We start from the raw sequence: 19,343 nt of genomic DNA, 5'->3' as shown, positions 1-19,343 counted from the left end.
ACCTCACGGCACGAGCTGACGACAACCATGCAGCACCTTCACAGATGTCCCGAAGGAAGTCACTATCTCTAGATCCGTCATCTGCAATTCAAGCCCGGGTAAGGTTCCTCGCGTATCATCGAATTAAACCACATGTTCCTCCGCTTGTGCGGGCCCCCGTCAATTCCTTTGAGTTTCACCGTTGCCGGCGTACTCCCCAGGTGGGATGCTTAACGCTTTCGCTTAGCCACTCACCCCGAAGGGCAAACAGCGGGCATCCATCGTTTACCGTGCGGACTACCAGGGTATCTAATCCTGTTCGATACCCGCACTTTCGAGCTTTAGCGTCAGTAACACTACAGCGAGCTGCCTTCGCAATTGGAGTTCTTCGTGATATCTAAGCATTTCACCGCTACACCACGAATTCCGCCCGCTTCCTGTGCACTCAAGTCTGACAGTTCGCGCTGCAGTGCCCAGGTTGAGCCCGGACATTTCACAACACGCTTACCAAACGGCCTGCGCTCCCTTTAAACCCAATAAATCCGGATAACGCCCGGACCTTCCGTATTACCGCGGCTGCTGGCACGGAATTAGCCGGTCCTTATTCGTAGGGTACATGCAAATAACCACACGTGGCTAACTTTATTCCCCTAAAAAAGCAGTTTACAACCCATAGGGCCGTCATCCTGCACGCTACTTGGCTGGTTCAGACTTTCGTCCATTGACCAATATTCCTCACTGCTGCCTCCCGTAGGAGTTTGGACCGTGTCTCAGTTCCAATGTGGGGGACCTTCCTCTCAGAACCCCTACTGATCGTCGGCTAGGTGGGCCGTTACCCCGCCTACTACCTAATCAGACGCATCCCCATCCATAAGCGATAAATCTTTATTCCATCTCAGATGTCTTTAATGGAAACCATAGGGCATTAATCTTACTTTCGCAAGGCTATTCCCTACTTATGGGCAGGTTGGATACGCGATACTCACCCGTGCGCCGGTCGTCATCAAAGAAAGCAAGCTTTCTTCATGTTACCCCTCGACTTGCATGTGTTAAGCCTGTAGCTAGCGTTCATCCTGAGCCAGGATCAAACTCTCCATTGTAAAATATCTTTGAATATCTAATTGAATAGATTATTTGTCTCTGTTTCAAGGACGCTTATCCTTTTATTGAAGTCGGTTTAAAGCCTGGACAAAAACTAAACTTGACGGTTCGTTTTTGTTACCCATTCACACATATCTATAATATGTGAACGCTTCTTGTACTACTTCTCTGTCTATGTAATCTTTTCAAAGAACTCTTTCTCTTAAGCCTCACAACCAACGTTATTTGGCTGCTTCCGTTTGTTTGAAAGCGAGTGCAAAGGTATACAAAATATCCATAACCTCCAAATGTTTTCAAGAAAAAATTGCAAAAAACTAAGATTTTGCGCGTTCTTTGACATTAGAAGCTCGCTCCCGTGGACGTACACATTATAATATATGAAATATGAGAATGAGTTTTAGACTTAAAGAAGGAAGATTAATTATAGGACTCCCCTACTCCCACAAATTATACGAGTATTTGTGGTTATACATTCATTGGTTGCTCTGGCCTTACATCCGTCACAATCAGCAATAGCATGACGAGTATTGGCAGACAGGCTTTCTCTGTTTGCTATGGCCTTACTTCCGTCACCATCGGCAATAACATGACGAAACTGGTTGACACCGCTTACTACACCTCCCAACATATTTTACAGTATCAGCCTACTTTTAACATTGTTAGATATATACCACTACGACATGTACAACAAAAGAGGGATTTTGAATTTTACGGACAAGAACCCTCATGAGGTTTGCGTATTTGAAATTGCGATGTAAGAATGCCTCAAATACGTGAATTTTGAAGAATTTTCATATCTACCTGAATATCAACACGTTACAGATTTTACGTATCACCGGTTAAAAAAAAGGGCGCCAAAACCCAAGCTCCTAGGGGTCAAAAGCTTAGGGTTGACGCGATAAGGTCATAGAGTTTAGCGAACAAAGTCTTAGGTTTCGACCCCCAGGAGCTGGGGTTTTGGCGGGAGAGAAAATCGAGGGGAAGAAAAAAGACCAAACAGGCTGATCAAAAGTTGAATATTTTGAGCTAGATGACGATTTTTGAAAGCACTGTTTTTTGATAAATTATTTGACAGTCAAACCATTACAGGCGGGAAAAAGTCAACAGACATTCCGATACTTATCGATGTGACAGAATTCTGTGTATCTATGGCATTTGTATACTCTATTCCGAAACTCTCATACAACTTGATAAATTAAGTTAAGCTATCAAATAGCAAGAATTCACATGGATTACATCCAATATTTATTAAGGGGGAAAACACCTTTTCACTATACTTTTGTTTCATACTTCCCCCTTTTATCGTATATTTGCACGAAACAATCATAAAGTATGAAGAGGATTTTTTTCTATATAGCAGGATTTTGTTGCATGTTTAATGCACATGCTCAAATGCATCAATACAATACGAACTTCACCTTATCAGAAAAGAATTTCGTCGATACAGTTGCCATTGAATACGAGAATGACCAAATCTACGTTCCGGTAATAATTCAGGGCAAAAAATATCGATTCAATCTAGATACAGGGTCAAGTCAAGGCTTGCTATATACAGACACCCAAATACCTAATCTCCAAGAATTAGGCAATGTGATATCACATGATGCCAATGGAGTAACAGATACAATAAAAGTTGTTCAACTTCCTAATTTGATGTTAGGGCATCAAAATATCAACGGCTATGTTGCTTCTATTGTTAAGAAACCAATAGGCAAGGTTAATTATGATGGCATTATCGGATTCGATATTTTTAATAAAGGCATAGGAGCAAAGATTGATCCAAAGAATAAAATAATGATACTCTCCGATCGTAAACATTATTTTGACCATGAAGCTGGACAAACTCTTAAATATAACTTAAAATGGTTTGTTCCATATATTATGGTTAGCCCATTCATGCGCCATACTGATGAAGTACTCTTCGACACTGGAGCTAAACAACTATACCAGATGAATCGAGAAAGTTTTATGGAACATCGTTACAAAAGTAAGCAAGTAAATGCCCAAGTTGAAGGAGAAGCAACAGGAAACTTTACGGTAGCAACCAACAGTACCGAAAAACAAGATAAAGTATATTTTCTGAATCTCAATCGATTAAAATGGAATGAATTCGCCTTTAAAAACGTTCGAACCATAACAACCCAAGGCGCATCGAGAATCGGAAGTCAACTTTTTAACTATGGAAGTATTGTTATTAACCCGAAAAAAAAGAGAATAACCTTTCAGCCATATAACAATAGCGACAGCGTAAACGTAAGCAATAAACAGTTTGGAGTAGCATTTATTGAAAAAGAAAACCAACCTTATATTGGACTAATTTGGCATAAAAGCGAAGCCTATAAGAACGGAATGCGCCAAGGAGATATCGTATTGAAGATTGACAATGAACCCATTAACTCATATCAAGAATTTATAGATTATCCTTTTACTACCGGCAAAAAATATAAATTTGTGTTACAAGACCCTAGAGGATTTAAGAAAGAAGTCTTCGTTACACACTAATAAAACGAACAGACGACCATTCTCCAATAGGAAATGGTCGTCTGTTCATTATTTTAAAAAGTCATTAAATCGAAGTATACCCACCATCAACAGGCAACATAATACCATTAACATAACTACTAGCAGGACTAGCCAAGAAGATAGCCGCTGTATCCAGTTCCCCCTCAACTCCATATCGCTCTTGAGGAATTGCCCCCTTAGCATATTCTCTAAACCATTCTGTGTTCAAGGTATCCCTAGTCAGAGGTGTTTCAAAATATCCAGGACAAATAGCATTAACATTAATATTATACTTAGCCCACTCCGCAGCAAGTGCACGGGTCAAATTAACGACGCCCCCCTTAGCAGCATGATAAGGAGAAGACGGTGCTATTTTATTTCCAACAAGGCCGTATATAGACGATATATTAATAATACGACCAAACTTAGCAGGAATCATGGCCTTCTTCGCTACAGAACGAGCCATTTTGAAAGTACCAAAAAGATCTATATTTATCTCATTAGCAAACTGTTCGTCAGTAATATCTTCTGCAGGAGCAACAGCACCTGTACCTGCATTATTAATCAAAATATCGATACGACCAAAATGAGCAAGAGCTGTATCTACAGCATTCTCCACCATTTCGGTATCACTTACATCACAACGTATTGGGAATGCTTCAACCCCGAATTCTTGTTCCAGCATTTTAGCAACCTCTTTAATTTTCCCTTCACGACGAGCAACAGGAATAATATTACATCCCTGATTAGCCAAAGCACGAGCCATTTGCACACCAAGTCCTGTAGAACAACCTGTAACCAAGGCTACTCTACCTGTGAGATCAAAATAATTCTTCTTCATTTGGTATTCACTTTTGTAAATTCATGAGTTTGTCACAAATTTAATAAAAAATATTTGGACAACAACGGTATCACATTCTTTTTTGTACCTTTGCACTCAAATTAATGAATCAATAGGTTATGGCAATTCGAGCTCTTTTTTTTGACATTGATGGAACTTTGGTTAGTTTCAAAACACATCGCATACCCCCATCAACAGTAGCTTCTCTTACAAAGGCAAAAGAAAAAGGTGTAAAAATATTTATTTCTACTGGACGTCCCACTCAGTTTATTACAAATCTCCAACAAATAGAACACCTTATCGATGGATGGGTTACTACTAATGGAGCAAACTGCTTTATTGGCACAGACACCGTTCACCGCAAAGCAATGAGTCGTGAAAATGTTGATCACATAATCGCCTTATCTGATAAATATCAAGTACCTGTTATTATTGTAGGCAGTCAAGATATAGCTGTACACAACTACAATCCTCAAGTAGATATACTCTTTCGCGAAGGTCTTGGTGTTGTAAATATAGATTTCACCAAACTCGACATCGAAGATCTGAAAGGTCAGGATATACTACAGATGACTCCTTTTTTTAATCAAGCCATGGAAGAAAAATTAATGCCACAACTAAGCAACTGTACAGCAGGGCGCTGGTGTGACGACTTTATCGACATTACAGCCTTAGGTGCTGATAAAGGTGAAGGTATAGAAGCGATAGCCCGACATCAGGGAATAACCATAGATGAAACCATGGCATTTGGTGATGGAGGAAATGACAACACGATGATTATCAAAGCTGGTATAGGTGTCGCCATGGGTAATGCCAATGAAGGTACCAAGAAAATTGCCGATTATATTACGACAGGCGTAGATGACGAAGGCATTCAACATGCCTTACAGTATTACCATATCATATAAAACAATATATATAAATAATCCCGAGCAACTATTATATGTTACTCGGGATTACTATTTACTAAAGCTTCGCTTGTGAATATCCTTTCATCATGCGGCATTTAAAATTACTATATCTTGCCCGTTGAACACACGACGCATTAGATCACACTTATGCTAAGCGTTTCTCAAGATGAGCACGTATTGCAGCTATGAAATCTGCAGAGTTGACAGCCTTAGCCTCAACACCCTCCATAAGATTAACAAGGTCTTTTGTTGCTACACCCTCATTCAACGTATCAAAACAAGCAGCTTCCAATTCATTACCAAAGTTCACAAGAGCACTGATGCCATCCAGTTCACCACGTTTGCGAAGTGCACCACTCCATGCAAAGATAGTAGCCATAGGGTTAGTACTTGTATCCTCACCCTTCAAGTAACGATAATAATGACGGGTCACAGTACCATGAGCTGCCTCATACTCATACTTTCCATCAGGAGATACCAACACGGAAGTCATCATAGCCAAAGATCCAAAAGCGGTACTGAGCATATCACTCATCACATCGCCATCATAGTTCTTACAAGCCCAAATGAAACCACCTTTGCTACGAATAACACGAGCAACAGCATCATCAATCAAAGTATAGAAATATTCAATACCAAGTTTTTCGAAAGTAGCTTTATATTCTTGCTCATATATATCTTCAAAAATCTGACGGAACTGTGCATCATAAGTTTTAGAGATAGTATCCTTTGTAGCAAACCACAGATCCTGTTTGGTATCAATAGCAAATTTGAAACAACTATGTGCAAAAGATTTGATACTCTTATCAGTATTATGCATACCCTGAATAATACCAGCACCATCAAAATTATGGATTTCGATTTCTTGACGTTTACCACTCTTACCTTCGAATACCAACTTAGCTGTACCTGGTTCATCTGCACGAAGCTCCACACTCTTGTATACATCACCATACGCATGACGAGCTATAGTAATAGGCTTCTCCCAGTTTTTTACGACAGGATGAATAGAAGGTATCGTTATAGGAGCACGGAAAACTGTACCATCCATAATAGAACGAATAGTACCATTAGGACTTTTCCACATCTTGTGCAGATGATATTCGTCCATACGTTTCGCATTAGGAGTAATGGTAGCACATTTTACAGCTACACCATATTTTTTTGCAGCCTCAGCAGAATCAATCGTAACCTGATCTTCTGTTTTATCACGATTAGGAAGGCCTAAGTCATAATATTCTGATTTCAGGTCAACAAATGGAAGGATGAGTTCATCCTTGATCATTTTCCATAAAATGCGGGTCATTTCATCACCATCCATCTCGACCAAAGGGGTCGTCATCTTAATTTTTTCCATAATTCTGTAAGTTCGTGTATCTATATTCTGTTAAATCTGCGGCAAAGGTAGTAAAAAAGATTCCAATTTGATTAATTCTACATCAAAAAAGTGACAAAAACTAAGAAAAATCAGTATTTAAGATACAATCCGTTTAAATGTTTCAAAAATATTGTCTTATCATCATTATACATTTTTACAAAGTCGCTAATCACTGCATTATTCATTCCAGGATAAGGCACACAATAATGCCCTTCTTTAGAATCACCATAGTTAGCTCCGAACATGATATACGACAAATGATACTTTTGAATAGCTGACAGAATTGTACCCGTAAAGTAAACACTATCAGGAATCCCCTCTATACCTGTAGTCAATCCTGGTACCATATATCTTTCCTGAGCTACTGATGTTAATACTTGTAACATCTCATGAAAGTTTTTCCGATAAGACTCGACATTTTTAGTTTTAGAAATCAAAGAATAGTTGATGACATCAATATCATCACTGATATATTGATTTATTTTTTCACGACTTATCATCTGCGAGAAAGAAAAACCATAAATGGCATTCGTAACTTCTGCTTTTTTGAGTTTATCTATAGTTTTATCACAAAGACTCTTATAGTCTCCTGCAGATAGTTGTGTATACCAAGATTTTCCATCTAAAGGATAAAGACACAATACGACAGGAGCTTTAATGCCATAACCATCTTGTAATGAATCAAGATACTTAGCCAACTGTTTAACATACTCATCGAGCATATCTTCATTTTCATTAAAATCAGGAGCCGTCCAAAAAAGAATAATGAGTCCACCTCGTTTAAAGAGTCTAAGAATATCTTTACGAATCACATCAAACCTCTCTCCATCCCTATTTACCTTACATCCTTTCTCTACACCCATCAGTTCATATCCACCAACAGCGGCATAATCATCACAAATACTAAACATATTGCTATGATGAGATTTATCTTTCCACCCTATACCTTTTAGGCTATCATATATTTGTCCTATCATTACACCTTTATTCATAAATGTGCGAAGATTGGTTTGAAGATTTTCTGTTCTTGTAGTTAGCCCATTACTCCCCATTTCATCATAAGACTTTCGTTCATGATGACGACAAGACACCATAAAGAATGCAACCACTAACAAGCAAAAGATAGATTTGATTTTCATGATTAACAATGTCAAAAAGCCCTCCCTAAAAAAGGAGGACTAAAAAAAGATTATTACATTAATTATTATAAGCTTCCTGCATGGCCTCAACCACAGTTGGCAGTGACCACTGAGGCTGTATACGGTCAGAGCCATCGAATATACTCATCCAGTAAAATGTAGCAGAATGATGATCTTTAGCCAGTTTTACCATATCAGCAGCCTGATCTGCAGCCAACTTAATTTTCTCTGCTGGAGAAGACTTTGATACCGATATATCAGACTCTCCATGAGTACCATATTCGCCTATAATATAAGGTATAGTCGTGAACTTCTTGGAAAGAGCTGAGAAGATTTCAGTTAAGGTATTATGACATTCACTATCCCACGTCGTTTTGGTATTGAAAAAATTCCAAGGATCATAGGAGTGAACTTGCACTATAAGATGGTTAGTTACTGCATCTGTAGGAAGCATAAAGTTATTAAGTACATTTTCCCCTTTAGCTGCAGCATAAGTATTTACAATTAAGTTACGAGTTGCATTATTACCCCCAGTCGCACGAACAGCATCTACAAAATCCTGAGCATAATTGTTTAATGCCTCATATCCAGAAGCCTTCTGTGGTTCATCCCAGGAATTATTACCATCAAGCATCTCATTATAACCTTCAAAAAGCAAATGCTGATCATAATCAGCCAAAGCATTCGCAATCTGAGTCCACAGTTTCTTGAATTTCTCCTTTGTTGCAGCATATACATCAGTATCCGCTTTTATCCATGCACCAGAACCAGCAGCTGTATCATGATGAACATTCACAATAGCATAAAGACCAGCATTCATTGCATATTCCACGATTGCTTTAACACGCATCATCCATGCCTCATCAACATTTCCCTCTGCATCCATATGCTCATACCAAGTAACCGGGATGCGGACAGCATTAAATCCATTTTGCGTTAGAAATGTCATCATATCTTGCGTGGTTTCGGGCTGTCCCCAAAAAGTTTCATAAGTAGCAACAGGCTTACCTGTACCACAACCATTTGCATCAAGGGTATTGCCCAGATTAAAACCTAAACCAAAGTTATCAACAGCACTCTGTGCAGATTCTTCCATATAAGTAGCGTTCTGATTGATTTCATCACGGGTAATCACAACGTTTTCGTTCATCACCTTAGTCCACCATTCATCTGATGGCATAGATTCACCATACCATGGCATAAAGTTCAACCATTTTGCTCCAGCATTCCAAGCTTGTTCAACATCAGCTGTAATAGTAGAACTATTAACACCACACTCTGCGAGAGCAATCATCTTAGATGGATAACGACCCTTAAGTTGACTATACTCAGAATACTGCTGAACAGCCGTAGTACCATAGAGATCACGACCGATAATATCTACATAAGCATCACCTGGATACCAGTCATCATCATTATTATATATATCAGAATCACCATTATAATTCTGAGAAGTCCACTCCCAAATCAAATTATGAATACCTTTATTGGAAAAGTAATTGAACATCGTGTGCCATAGTTGCTTATATACATCAGGACCATCTTCGCCCCACCAGAACCAAGCTTTTCCCCAGTTTGCACCAGACTTTAAAGTTGCATTACCGGCAGCTTCATGGAACGGACGCCAAAGAGCAACAATACCAGCATCTTGAAGTTTAAGTATAACGTTAGCCACATTTTCCATTTGTTCCATGAAAAATTTATTCTCCCAAGTACCAGAAACAAGAGCATGACTAGCCTTGAAAGTAGTTTGACTAGAGTTAATACCCTGTCCAGAACCATCTGCCCCAATAGTTGTATTTTCATTTTGAGGCACATTGAAATGCCACATCAGACTAACAATACCACCAGCATCAGCCCATTCAGTAACCGGAGTAATATCATTATAATTAATCCATCCATTAGAGCCCTGATTAGGTACAGCTATATGAATAAAATCATAGCAATTGATAGCAGGATATTTACCTGTAAGCACATGTATTTTATCGGCCTCATCATGATTCCAAGCTACATGAGCCATCATACCCGATAAGATCTTATTACCATAAACAAGCCGCAGATACTTATAGAGTTTCTTTGCTGCATCGTTAGCAGAAGCATCAGCCAAAAAAACACCAGAAACATCTACAGGATTAGAATGAGCGATATTAAAGGTTACACTCTTCACATCACTGATGTTCCAAACATTGATCTGACCGAAATCATCAAAGCCAGTCATATAATTGCCAAAGGTACCATCACCATTAAACTTAATATTTGGGAATTCCATCACCTTATAGGATTGCGAAGTCCCATCTGCCTTATTGACTACATAAGTATCATCTGCAGATTGTGCAAAAACTGAAAAAGAAATCAGAGTTGCTAAAAGAGAAAAGATAAACTTTTTCATTTCTTGGTTATTTTAACAGATTTACCATTTGTATTAATAACATATACTCCCTGAGGTAACGACTCCAAATTAAGAACTGTAAACGAACCTAATTGGGTACTATCCAAAGAAACACACATTCCATTGATAGAAAAAATACGAATCTGATTTGAAGAACCTGGAATTATCAGCGAATTGCCCTCAAAAGTCAATTTTTCATTTGTAACATCTTCAATTCCCGTACTTTCTCCAAATGTAAATGTTCTGACTTTATACAAATCATACTCTGCAGTTGTTAAACCTGCAACAATAGTCATCTTATCATTTTGCATTTTAATATTAGGAAGATCTGATAAGGCAAAAATCTGTGTGGTATTATCATTAAACGTAATAATCAATGACTTGTCTGCAGCTTTTGCTGCAAACACACAGATTGCAAAAATAAAAGCTAATATAAACTTCCTCATAATAAAAGTTTTAATCAAGTAAAATGTGGCGTAATATTAATATATCACGCCACCAATTTTATAAAAACATAGAGAATTACTTCAATGTAATCTTAGTGATTGTAACATCCTTTCCTGTAACAACGAGACCACCATTATTGACTAACTGATTAAGAGCTGTTTCTGTCAATGTATAAGTAGCAACCGTTGAAGATCCAGTCAAATCAATCTGTGCATTAGGTAAATTGTCCCATTTATCTCCCTGACGAACACTAATACATACCCAACTAGCACTTGTATCGTTTGCTGTAAAATAGAAAGTTAGTACTTGACCAGCTTTAACAGTAGACCAATCATATCCACCCCAAGCTAGATCTTGATTGCCTGCCCAATTTGCACAATCAAAGCTACCTGTCCAAATAGTCTTCTCTGCAGAATTTACAATGATCTTACCTACAGTAAATTTAGTTTCTTCTGGAGTAATAAAGATAAAATCATAAGTAGCAGGAGCTATAGAAGCTGGAATTTGGAATGTAATTTCACTGTCACTACGACTTCTAATCTTAGTAACCTTAGTTCCACCAATATAAATAGCCTCAACATTATTAAAGTTCTTTCCAGATACAGTTACATATTCACCAACAGTACCTTCAACTTCTGTACTATTAACCGCCGGTGTTGTAGAAGCATTAATGGTAAGACCTGATACCTTAACCGTTGTACCATTCATCAAGTTCAAAATAACACCTGAACCTGACGCTGCAACAGGAGTCGTTAAACCGATAGAGGTTTCTGACTGAGCAGCAAACTCTGTAATTTCGATATCAGCTTCTCCAGGGAAGGTAATAGACTTCACCAAGTCAAGATCAGTACCTGTTAGGACAACCCTATCACCCGCAGTCAATGTAGTAGGTATAAAATTTATTACAGTTGGTTTTACCAATGTATAAGCAACAGATACAGTCTTACCATTAGCCAGGCTCAAAGTGATATCCCCCTCCTGAGCAGTGACTGGAATTTTAGCTGTAATCTGAGTTGCAGATTGAGTTGCGATTGTAGCATCAGTAGCGTTAGGGAATGCGATACCTGTAATCAAGTCAAGATCCTTACCTGTAATCGTAATCGTCTTGCCATTTTTAACAGGAGAAGGAGAAACAGCCAAGTCTGTTGGAACAACCGTAGTAATACTACCAGCAGGAATCTCAACACCAGACTTCGTAACCAATGTTACTTCACCATCAGATGCTTTCACTGGAAGAGCAAAGCTAACCATAGTAGCAGTCTGAGCAATAAAATCGCTATCAGCAACAACTGCACCATTCAACTTGACACTGGCAATCTGCGTTAAGCTTGAACCCGTGACAGAGATTGTAGCACCAGCCTTAAGGGTTGTAGGCGTCAAATTCTGAACAGTAGGAAGAGTTACCGTCAGAGCATCCTCAGTACTGATTTCCGTTGGAGAAGAAGCCAAGTCTGTAAGCGTAATCTGTCCCGTCTTTGCTTCCTCAGGAATAGCTACCTGAATCGTATAACGATCATGAGCAATAAAAGCATCCTCCTTTACTGTATCATTATCTGCAAAAATTATTCCATGAAATAAATTCAAATAATCACCCTTAATCGTAACAATATCACCAACAGCACCAATCTTATTATTCTCTTGCCCAACATAGAAATCTGTTAATTTGATATCTTCACGATAGGTAACAGGAGATATTGTGCTAATGGTACCACCCTTAACAGTCTTCAAAACAACAATACCCGTATCACACTTTTCTGCAGGAACCTCTATTGAGATTTTACTATGAGAACCCGCAGTTAGCACTTGTATAGCAGTAATCGGATCAGCACCAGGAAGATCAATCTCACTAATCTGATCCAAATGACTACCATAGAAATAAAGCATACCTCCACGAAGTACAGGACAAGGACCAAACGAGTTGACAGCAATATCATTACCGTACTGATCAGTATTCAAATCGTCATCACTACTACAAGCGGTTACTGATAGCCCTACCAGGGCCACCAATAACATGACAAATATATTATTAAGTTTTATCATGACTTACATCCTTATTAAGATTTATTTATTAGGCACAACACGAATATTATCAATCTTGATAATTGGTGTACATTCCACTCCGTCAGGAAGAACAGACTTATCATTGTAAGCACCCTTAATCAGGAAAATATTCAAACTTGAAAAGTCATTAATACTAGAGAATGACTTAGTAGCCGAATTTCCATCAAATTCAAGATTAAAATCAGAAAGAGGAATTGTGACGGTAACCCACTTATCACCTGTATCATAAAGACTTGCACTAGAATTTGAATACCAAGGCATGTAAATGGCACGTCCCCAACCATTCTGAGCACGAAACCAGGTATTGTTACAACCAGCTAAGGTCACGCCGTTCACATCTACAACGCCAGCATTACCTAAACTGATCTGAGAAGGACTACCAAAAATAATCTGCATTGGACCTGCTCCCCAACCGGCATCAGCAGGAATCAACATTTCAAACTTCAAACTCTTGTTTGTCCAATCAGAGAAGTCTGCGACATCACAAAGGCGAGGATGAGATGCATAGGTCTCAGGATTAGCCCAATTACCAGCCCAGTATTCGAAAGAGAATTCATCATTCCATTTACCATTAGCAGCCATAGTAACACCAGTATTACCTATTTGCATATAATTACCACTGAGCGATGTATCATCACTCTGGATAATACGATCATGCCATCCAGAATTACCTAACACTTCATTCGTAACACTATTAGGTGTATCAAAGTCGAATAGCATACCACGATTATCCATATACTGGAATGGTGCATTGGTTGAACCATACTTATCAGAGACAACTATATCTTCATGCTGCGGCATATCCTCAGGCATGGTAAACGTAATCTTCGTTTTTTCGATACTCGTAATAGCCTCTCTTGGCAAAGTATAATCCTTACCAACTTTGATCTCTAAAGGATAGTTATCATAATCCAGGAAATAATCACCAGTAATAGTAACTTCCTCTCCTGCTTTAGCCCACTCGTTGCTCATGGAAACTACAGAAGGAGCAGAAATGGTAACCTGAAAATCATAAGGTATTGTATCATTACTAGCAGTAATCATATACATTTTATCTGTTACTACAGAAGGAATCTCGTTAGGAACAGAAACAATCAATGTATGATCAGTAATATAACTTGTATTTAATACAGCTGCCTGATCATTGAAAAGAATACCCTTGATACTTTTCAAATTATCACCTACTAAACAAATTGTAGATTGTAAAGACGCTGAAGTAAGCAACGAATCCTTGCTGGCTACATCTACCGGTCGAATATAATATACAGTAGGAGTTCCACTTGCCAGTTCAAATTTATCAGGCTGATCTGCACAGGATGTGAATCCCGAGCCAACTGCCGTTAGAGCAATCATGAAAGACCATGTTATATTTTTAATTTTCATAATTGTATTTTCTTAAAAGGTTAATAGCTATATGTATTACGCACATCTACATGAATGGATGCTGCACTTGTAGCAAGATTAGGATTCAATGCAACATCCTCAGTCGGGAACGGCAAAGAGAAACTTGCAGCTGTAACGTTAGGAGCTGCTGTAGCCTCATCATATTGGAATTCACCATCTTCCTCACTGTAAGACCAATTCGTTTTTCCAGATTCATAATATCTCTTATACACAATATTACATCCCCAAAGAGAATTACGTTTCTGGGCCGTAATTTCCTTAATGCAAGAATTTACATCATAATAACTTCTTCGAACAAAATCATACCATCGGTCACCTTCACCAGCCAATTCTAGACGACGTTCTTTCCATACTTCATCAAATGTTAATGATGACTTTTCTACATCAGAAGGAACTGCACGTTGATGAACTTGATTGAATGCATACAAAGCATCTGCATTTGTTGTTGAACCACCATCAAGAAGGGTATGTGCTTCAGCATTTACCAAGTACACATCAGCCAATCTTAAAATATGAGTAGAGAATGCATAAGCCATACGACCTGGAGTTAGACCTGTTTCTGCGATATGATCAGCATTATCACCATACAAATGCTTTACATTCGTACCACCGCAAGGAGCCTGACATTCACCAGTCGCAGCAGCATTATAAGTCTTATCATACCAAAAACGAAGGTAATCAAAGCCTTTCTTATTATTACCGAGATCATGATCTCTCCAGAAATAGTCATAAATATCACCAGCTAACATCACTGTTGCCTTACGACGGGAATCTTTATCAATACGCTTTGCAGGATCATCCTTTGGGGATACACCAAAAGCTTCTATCAAATCAAGTGAAGGGCCTCCCCAACCACCCCAACAGTCACCATTCTCATCAAATCCTTCAGGAGCAAGGTCACTTTGCAAGGTATTCTGACATGTCCAGTGTGAGCCTACTGTCCATTTCCACGCAAACAAACTTTCATCACTGTTATTATTGCTTCCACGGAAAATATCAGAATAATTGGTTAATAAAGCACGACCAGAGTTTTCTATAACATCTTTAGAATACTCTGCAGCTTTGGCCAAATCAGAACTATTTAAAGAACCGCTTACACCAGCCCTTGTAAGATAAACTTTAGCCAAAAGACCTTCTGCACAATAGTAATCAATACGCCCCGTTGTACTTTTTTCTTTAGGAAGAAGTTCCATTGCCTTTTCCAATGTCATAATAATATACTCATACACATCAGCTTTCTGTACCTTACTGAGAGTATTATAATCACCTGCTGCTAAGTTTTCAGAGTTATTATGTATAATAGGCACATCTCCAAAACTACGAACGAGGAAAAAATAAGCCATGGCCTTCCATGCCAGACACTCACCCAAACACTGATTCTTGGTAGCCTCAGAAGCTGTAGCACCCTTAATAGACTCATAAACAGTATTAGCATGACCGATTTCTGCCCAAAGCGAATAAGACATATTTACCAAATCCTGATCTGTACCGTTAACACTAAAATTCAGATATGGACTATTCCCCCAGTACATATTACCAGATAACACTTCACCTACCTTGATAAAACCACGTTGGAAATCATACCAAGGTGAATTATACAAGTAATTGACGCCTGAAATACAAGCAGCATCAGAGGTATAATAATTTTCTGTATTGTAGCTATCCTCTACCGGCTTATCCAAGAATGAGCTACAAGACGATAAACCTAAACCCAAAAGTAAGGTTACAGCAGTATACTTTATATATTTGCTTTTCATTGTGAAATCCTTTCTATCGTTAGAATGATAAATTCAGATTGAATGTTACTGTTGTTGGAGAAGGATAACGACCATTATCCAAATTGAATACATTAGCACTTGCTGTAGATGCACCAATTTCAGGATCATAACCATCATAACCTGTAATAGTAAATAGATTCGTTGCATTCAAAGATATACGAACACTATTCATACCAAGTTTTGAAACAAGCGGTCTTGGTAAAGTATATCCTAGCGTTATACTCTTCAGGCGAAGATAAGAACCACTCTCAATATAACGACTACTCCAAGCATCATTATCATTAGGGTCATTAATAGAAGCGCGAGGCAAGGTTGCATCAGGATTGCTCACTACCACATTAGCAATATTGTCATACCAAGCTCCTGTAGTATTGCCATCGGCAGCCGTCAATTGCGCTCTACCGGCAACATCCACCAACTGATTAGTCCAAACACTATTCATGTGTGTCAGCTTCATCTTCATATAGTTGCCTATCTTGCCTCCTACAGAACCATTGAGGAATATATTCAAATCAAAGTTCTTATAACGGAAACTATTGTTGAAGCCGAAAGTGAACTTTGGCCATGGAGAACCAATATTCGTCTTATCATTTTCATCAATAATACCATCATTATTGACATCCTTAAACTTCAAATCACCTACGTATGTCGTATTCGTTCGGCTATATTTTGAAGCATCTGTACTCCAAGACTTTGTACCATCGTCATTTGTAACAATAGGATTATTTTGCTGAAGTGTATTCACCGGAGAATTCAAGATGTCTTCAAAACTTGTATATACACCCTCAACTTGATAACCATAGAAAGAAAACAGAGACTCACCAGGAACTGTACGAGTAACAACATCAGTCCACTGACCATATCCTAGCAAGGCTGTACTGCCCGACAAACTCTTCAATTTGTTACTATTAAATGATATATTGAAATCAGAAGTCCAATCAAAATCCTTTGTTGCGATAGGTTTACCACTGATATCAAACTCAAAACCAGTATTTTCAATGTCACCATAGTTACCATAAGGAGCAGCAAGAGCAGATGAACTATTACCACTAGTACCCATAATAGAAGGGAGTATCAACTGCATCAACATGTCTTTTGATTCTTTCTTATAAGCGTCAAATGTAAAATTTAAACGATTATCAAAGAAGCCAAGATCAAGACCTATGTTCAGCTGTTCTTGGGTTTCCCACTTAATATCCAGATTCTTCAAGTTAGCTGGACGATAAGATACACCCAATGATGTTTCCATTACAGACATAGCAGAACCCCACTTGTAACTACCAATATTAGAGTTACCAGTCTGTCCCCATCCCATACGCAGTTTACCATTAGAAAGCCATTTACCCGCAATATCCCGAATAAATTTTTCATTAGAAAAACGCCATGCTAATGCAACAGAGTGGAAGCCAGCCCAACGCTTATTTGGACCAAAGTTTGAACTACCATCATAACGGAAGGTATATGTAGCTAAATAACGATCATCAAAATTATAAGTTTCACGAGTGAAGAAAGAAGCCATAGAGGAACTTCCCCATCCTGCACCTATCTGAGGATCACCCGTACCAAGAGCAGGGTTATGAACGATATCATTAGGAAGATTCGTATTATAAACGGAGGTATAATCGTATTTAGATTCCCAAGCTTCCTGACCTAGCATAGCCGAAACACTATGCTTGCCCCAATTATTATTGTAGCTAAGATAGTTACTCAACGACCAATAGGTATTACTGTTCTTTTGGATACGACTCTGATTCTGATCACGATTCCAAGTACCCAAGTTTACCTTAGGATTATAAGTAGAACCCTTAGATGCACCAACATTATAACCAAACTGAGCATGCCATGTAAAATGCTTAATAGGTGTGATATCTGCAAAGACACTACCATTCAAAGACTGTCTATCAAGCAAAATATCATCCATTAATGCCATAGCGATAGGGTTAGGATTGGTATAACCTTCCTTCGATACGCTTGAATAGTTACCATCTACATCATATATCTGAATATCAGGAGGAGTAGTCAAAGAATAGTTTATCAAGCCCTCATCACTATCAGCCAATTTCAAACTTTCACTAGTCTTACTATAAGTATTATTGGTACCAACCTTTAACCAATTTTTCAATTGAGCTTCTACATTCACACGAAAGCCATAGCGACTAAAATCACTACCGATAATTGTACCATTCTGCTTTTCATAGTTACCTGAAAGATAATATTTAATTTTATCAGTACCTCCTTCGGCACTAATCTGATGACTATTAGACCACGCTGTGCGGAAGATAGCATCCTGCCAATTGGTACCAATACCTAAAATAGAAGGATCGCTATAGACTGCATCGGGCTTAGAAATTTCACCCTGAGCTACCAAACTGTTATAGAACTCAGCATACTCACGGAGATTCATAATATCAAGCCGTTTATTTTGGCGAGAAGCCGAGACACTACCATTATAAGTAAATTTAGCTTCACCACTCTTACCCTGCTTCGTTGTAATAAGAATTACACCATTAGCACCCTGAGCACCATAAATAGCAGTTGCAGAAGCATCTTTGAGAACTTCCATGCTAACGATATCCGCAGGATTTAACAAAGAAAGAGGAGAAACTGCAGAATGTGTACCATTTCCTAAAGCATCACCTAAACCAAGATTTGCTCCACTATTAGAACCACCTTGCCAGATAACACCATCAACAACATATAATGGATCGGAATTAGCATTTATAGTAGCCTGACCACGAACACTTACAGACACAGCAGAACCTGGTGCGCCAGATGTTGTCATCGTAGTAACACCAGATACACGTCCCTGAAGGGCGTCATCTACATTCGTCATAGGAGCAGACTTCAAAGTCTTCTCATCCAATGATGTTGAAGCACCTGCCAAATCGCTTTTTTTCATTGTACCATAACCCACAACTACTACTTCGTTTAGATTCTGACTATCTTCTACAATGGTTACATCGATTGTACTCTGTGAACCAACTTTAATCTTTTTCTCAATATAACCTACATAGTTAACTGAGAGAGTAGCACCTGCCGGTACATTAAGTGTGTAACGACCATCAAAATCTGTTACAGTGGCAATTTTTGTACCTACTACACGAACTGTGGCACCGATAATAGGACCTTGTGCGTCTGTTACAGTACCTGAAATCTTTTTGGTTTGTTGCTGAACAACCATAGCAGCATTATCTGCTGCAAAGGTTTGAGGTAAATATCCTGCCCAAATGCAAGATACTAAACCTGCAAGCAATAACGGTCTTTGATTCTTTGGTTTCATATTGCTTAGTTCTGGTTTTTAATTATTAGCTTCATGATATTGGGATTAGCTATTATTTTAATATTAATTCTTCTGATTTTATCTTAGTAATTCATGGTACTCTTTAAATAAATGTTTTCGATATTACATATTG

At 38.4% G+C, this 19,343-nt stretch carries 12 protein-coding genes and 1 rRNA gene (1 of these 13 running past the window's edge); 3 read left to right on the top strand and 10 right to left on the bottom strand.

The genetic code is table 11. From position 1 onward, the window contains the following. Positions 1-1,079 (bottom strand): 16S ribosomal RNA (locus L6471_RS05635) (it extends 451 nt beyond the left edge of the window). A 458-nt stretch (positions 1,080-1,537) separates the two neighbouring features. Here L6471_RS05635 and L6471_RS14255 point away from each other — a divergent pair. Continuing rightward, the gene (locus L6471_RS14255; RefSeq protein WP_094448369.1) at positions 1,538-1,810 is read left to right on the top strand and encodes a leucine-rich repeat protein; all 273 of its coding nucleotides are present in this window, start codon (positions 1,538-1,540) and stop codon (positions 1,808-1,810) included. A gap of 602 nt (positions 1,811-2,412) precedes the next feature. Continuing rightward, positions 2,413-3,582 (top strand): aspartyl protease family protein, encoded by a 1,170-nt coding sequence (locus L6471_RS05625; RefSeq protein ID WP_094448368.1) that lies wholly within the window; start codon positions 2,413-2,415, stop codon positions 3,580-3,582. Between the two features lie 64 nt (positions 3,583-3,646). Here L6471_RS05625 and L6471_RS05620 read toward each other — a convergent pair whose 3' ends face one another. Further along, positions 3,647-4,423, bottom strand: a complete 777-nt coding sequence (locus L6471_RS05620) for an SDR family oxidoreductase (protein ID WP_006282919.1) — start codon at positions 4,421-4,423, stop codon at positions 3,647-3,649. A gap of 119 nt (positions 4,424-4,542) precedes the next feature. Here L6471_RS05620 and L6471_RS05615 point away from each other — a divergent pair, with 119 nt between their 5' ends. Continuing rightward, positions 4,543-5,331: a Cof-type HAD-IIB family hydrolase gene (locus L6471_RS05615; RefSeq protein WP_006282918.1), complete on the top strand. Its 789-nt coding sequence runs from the start codon at positions 4,543-4,545 to the stop codon at positions 5,329-5,331. Positions 5,332-5,479: 148 nt separating this feature from the next. Here L6471_RS05615 and L6471_RS05610 read toward each other — a convergent pair whose 3' ends face one another. The 8 genes from L6471_RS05610 to L6471_RS05575 form a co-directional block, all read right to left on the bottom strand. Beyond that, a complete protein-coding gene (locus L6471_RS05610) occupies positions 5,480-6,691 on the bottom strand; it encodes an NADP-dependent isocitrate dehydrogenase (RefSeq protein WP_074550305.1) in 1,212 nt (403 codons plus the stop codon). A gap of 110 nt (positions 6,692-6,801) precedes the next feature. Then, on the bottom strand, positions 6,802-7,851 hold the full coding sequence (locus tag L6471_RS05605) for a hypothetical protein (RefSeq protein ID WP_074614366.1): 1,050 nt from the start codon (positions 7,849-7,851) through the stop codon (positions 6,802-6,804). Between the two features lie 58 nt (positions 7,852-7,909). Next, positions 7,910-10,240 carry a cellulase family glycosylhydrolase gene (locus L6471_RS05600; protein WP_094448367.1) on the bottom strand — a complete coding sequence of 777 codons (2,331 nt, stop codon included), beginning with the start codon at positions 10,238-10,240 and terminating at the stop codon, positions 7,910-7,912. After that, positions 10,237-10,686 carry a T9SS type A sorting domain-containing protein gene (locus tag L6471_RS05595; protein WP_074614364.1) on the bottom strand — a complete coding sequence of 150 codons (450 nt, stop codon included), beginning with the start codon at positions 10,684-10,686 and terminating at the stop codon, positions 10,237-10,239. The genes L6471_RS05600 and L6471_RS05595 overlap by 4 nt, the downstream gene beginning before the upstream one ends. Positions 10,687-10,762: 76 nt before the next feature. Next, positions 10,763-12,727 (bottom strand): IPT/TIG domain-containing protein, encoded by a 1,965-nt coding sequence (locus L6471_RS05590; RefSeq protein ID WP_006282912.1) that lies wholly within the window; start codon positions 12,725-12,727, stop codon positions 10,763-10,765. Positions 12,728-12,748: 21 nt separating this feature from the next. Then, positions 12,749-14,131: a glycan-binding surface protein gene (locus tag L6471_RS05585; protein WP_094448366.1), complete on the bottom strand. Its 1,383-nt coding sequence runs from the start codon at positions 14,129-14,131 to the stop codon at positions 12,749-12,751. 20 nt (positions 14,132-14,151) lie between these two features. Beyond that, positions 14,152-15,909 carry a RagB/SusD family nutrient uptake outer membrane protein gene (locus L6471_RS05580; RefSeq protein ID WP_094448365.1) on the bottom strand — a complete coding sequence of 586 codons (1,758 nt, stop codon included), beginning with the start codon at positions 15,907-15,909 and terminating at the stop codon, positions 14,152-14,154. Positions 15,910-15,928: 19 nt separating this feature from the next. Further along, complete coding sequence (locus L6471_RS05575) at positions 15,929-19,210, bottom strand: SusC/RagA family TonB-linked outer membrane protein (protein WP_094448364.1); 3,282 nt, start codon at positions 19,208-19,210, stop codon at positions 15,929-15,931. Positions 19,211-19,343 lie beyond the last annotated feature (133 nt).

It is taken from the genome of Segatella bryantii (assembly GCF_022024215.1).
Taxonomy (GTDB): domain Bacteria; phylum Bacteroidota; class Bacteroidia; order Bacteroidales; family Bacteroidaceae; genus Prevotella; species Prevotella bryantii.
The sequence above is the reverse complement of the archived record's forward strand: the minus strand, read 5'-3'. Positions and strand labels throughout refer to the sequence as shown.

Excerpts from the sequence above, each read along its gene's own strand:
- L6471_RS05625 (WP_094448368.1), top strand. The coding sequence starts at position 2,413 with ATGAAGAGGATTTTTTTCTATATAGCAGGATTTTGTTGCATGTTTAAT.
- L6471_RS05615 (WP_006282918.1), top strand. The coding sequence starts at position 4,543 with ATGGCAATTCGAGCTCTTTTTTTTGACATTGATGGAACTTTGGTTAGT.
- L6471_RS05610 (WP_074550305.1), bottom strand. The coding sequence starts at position 6,691 with ATGGAAAAAATTAAGATGACGACCCCTTTGGTCGAGATGGATGGTGAT.
- L6471_RS05595 (WP_074614364.1), bottom strand. The coding sequence starts at position 10,686 with ATGAGGAAGTTTATATTAGCTTTTATTTTTGCAATCTGTGTGTTTGCA.
- L6471_RS05585 (WP_094448366.1), bottom strand. The coding sequence starts at position 14,131 with ATGAAAATTAAAAATATAACATGGTCTTTCATGATTGCTCTAACGGCA.
- L6471_RS05590 (WP_006282912.1), bottom strand. The coding sequence starts at position 12,727 with ATGATAAAACTTAATAATATATTTGTCATGTTATTGGTGGCCCTGGTA.
- L6471_RS05600 (WP_094448367.1), bottom strand. The coding sequence starts at position 10,240 with ATGAAAAAGTTTATCTTTTCTCTTTTAGCAACTCTGATTTCTTTTTCA.
- L6471_RS05580 (WP_094448365.1), bottom strand. The coding sequence starts at position 15,909 with ATGAAAAGCAAATATATAAAGTATACTGCTGTAACCTTACTTTTGGGT.
- L6471_RS05605 (WP_074614366.1), bottom strand. The coding sequence starts at position 7,851 with ATGAAAATCAAATCTATCTTTTGCTTGTTAGTGGTTGCATTCTTTATG.
- L6471_RS05575 (WP_094448364.1), bottom strand. The coding sequence starts at position 19,210 with ATGAAACCAAAGAATCAAAGACCGTTATTGCTTGCAGGTTTAGTATCT.
- L6471_RS05620 (WP_006282919.1), bottom strand. The coding sequence starts at position 4,423 with ATGAAGAAGAATTATTTTGATCTCACAGGTAGAGTAGCCTTGGTTACA.